A 2128-nucleotide genomic window follows, 5' to 3' on the forward strand; every position below is an offset into this window, starting at 1 on the left:
ATGGATGCCTCTGAGCTGCGCATATAACACGCCCCAGGAGAACGTGAAGCAGGCTACCAGTGGCCCCGCGTCAAGGTCACCATGGTTAAGCGGGCACCTAAACACGCAGATGGACCGGGCATCGAAAAGCTAATAGGGAGGCCCTTGAAAACGACTGCTTGACGGGTCCGGAGTTGCGGTATAGCTTCGCCGGGTCGGTGGACGGGGCGGAATGCCGAAAGCCCTCCACGGTCCCTTCGGGGGATCTCGCAGCCGGCGGTCGTGGTCCTGTTACGTGAATGATCGCAACGGAGGAAGCGGCGTATCGTGATCAGCCTCAGTCATATGTCCGACGCAGTGGAAGCGATACGCCGTCATGTGCGGGAGCGGCCCGGGCAGGACGCCGTGATCCAGGTGCGCGACGCGGAGAACGGCGACGCCCGGCACTTCTCGTACGCCGAGTTCGACGCCGCCGCCCGCCGTGTCGCCGCCGAGCTTCAGCGCAGGTACCGGCCCGGCTCCCGCATCCTTCTCCTCTTCCCGCCGGTCGAGTTCATCACTGCCTTCACCGGATGCCTGTACGCCGGCATGGTGGCCGTTCCCGCGCCGCTGCCCGGCGCCTTCGGCCACGAGCGCCGACGGGTGCGGGGCATCGCGCTGGACGCCGAGGTGTCGGCGGTCCTGACGGACGCGGCGAACCGGCCGGCCGTCGCCGACTGGCTGAGCGGCGAGGAACTGCCCCCGCTCGACCTGCTGGCCACCGACGCGGGGGAGTGGGCCGACCCCGACGACTGGCGGGAACCGGCCCTGGACCGCGACACGCTCGCCCTGCTCCAGTACACCTCGGGCTCGACCGGTGACCCCAAGGGCGTCATGGTCAGCCACGGCAACCTGCTCGCCAACGCCTCGGCCCTGTACCGCGCCCTCGACATCGAGGAAGGCACCCGCTTCGGCGGCTGGGCCCCGCACTACCACGACATGGGCCTGATGGCGCAGACCCTGCCCGCGCTCTTCCTCGGCAGCACCTGCGCGCTGATGAGCCCGGTCACCTTCATCAAACGCCCCTACCAGTGGCTGCGCATGATCGACCGCTACGGCATCGGCTGGTCGGCGGCCCCCAACTTCGCGTACGAACTGTGCTGCCGCCGGGTGAGCGACGAGCAGATCGCCCGGCTCGATCTGTCCCGGTGGACCCACGCGGTCAACGGTTCGGAACCCGTGCACGCGGCGACCGTGGCCCGGTTCGTGAAGCGGTTCACCTCCGCCGGACTGAACCCCGAGGCCCCGTCGCCCTGTTACGGACTGGCCGAGGCCACCGTCTTCGTCTCCGGCGCCGCCCACCGGGTCCCCGTCCCGGCCCGGGTCGACACCGAGCTGCTGGCCCGCCACGAGTTCGCCGAGGTCGCCTTCCCGGCCCCCGGCCGCGAGCTCCTGGGCAACGGCAGCGCCCCCGACTTCGACGTCCGGATCGTCGACCCGGACACCCATGAGGTGCTGCCGGCCGGGCGGGTGGGCGAGGTCTGGCTGCGCGGAGCCAGTGTGGCCCGCGGCTACTGGCGCAACGAGCCCGCCACCCGCGAGACCTTCGGCGCCCGCACCGGCGACGGGGAGACCGGCTTCCTGCGCACCGGCGACCTCGGCATCGTCAGGGACGGCGAGGTCTTCGTGACGGGCCGCCTCAAGGAGACCCTGATCCTGCGCGGACGCAATCTCTACCCGCAAGACATCGAGCACGAGCTGCGCGCCCGGCACACCGAACTCGGCGCCGTGGGAGCGGTGTTCACCGCACCCCTCGCGACCGGACCGGACGGTGGGCCGGACACCGAGGAAGCCCTCGTCGTCACGCACGAAGTGAACGGCCGCCCGGACCCGGAGGCCCTGCGCGCCCTGGCCGCCGGGATTCGCAAAACCGTCGTCGAGGAGTTCGGCGTACGCGTAGCGGAGGTGCTGCTGCTCCGCCGCGGCCAGGTGCGACGCACCACCAGCGGCAAGATCCAGCGCACCGAGATGCGCAGGCTCTGCCTCGCCGGTGAGCTGAGGCCCGAGTACGCCGACTGACGGGGCGGCCGCACCCCCTCACCCGTCGATCCCGAACACCCCTGTGACTCGCCGCCCGTTGGACCGGGCTGTGGAGAGGAGCCGGCCCGAG

The 2128-nt window shown here is 70.8% G+C and carries 1 protein-coding gene; it reads left to right on the forward strand.

The window, feature by feature from the left end; genetic code table 11:
* Positions 1-324: 324 nt before the first annotated feature.
* Positions 325-2037 (forward strand): fatty acyl-AMP ligase, encoded by a 1713-nt coding sequence (locus tag OG611_RS20535; protein WP_266422147.1) that lies wholly within the window; start codon positions 325-327, stop codon positions 2035-2037.
* The last annotated feature ends 91 nt before the right edge of the window (positions 2038-2128 follow it).

Source organism: Streptomyces sp. NBC_01363 (assembly GCF_026340595.1).
Lineage (GTDB): Bacteria > Actinomycetota > Actinomycetes > Streptomycetales > Streptomycetaceae > Streptomyces.

Bases quoted from the DNA above. Each gene is read 5' to 3' on its own strand.
- OG611_RS20535 (WP_266422147.1), top strand. From the start codon at position 325: ATGTCCGACGCAGTGGAAGCGATACGCCGTCATGTGCGGGAGCGGCCC.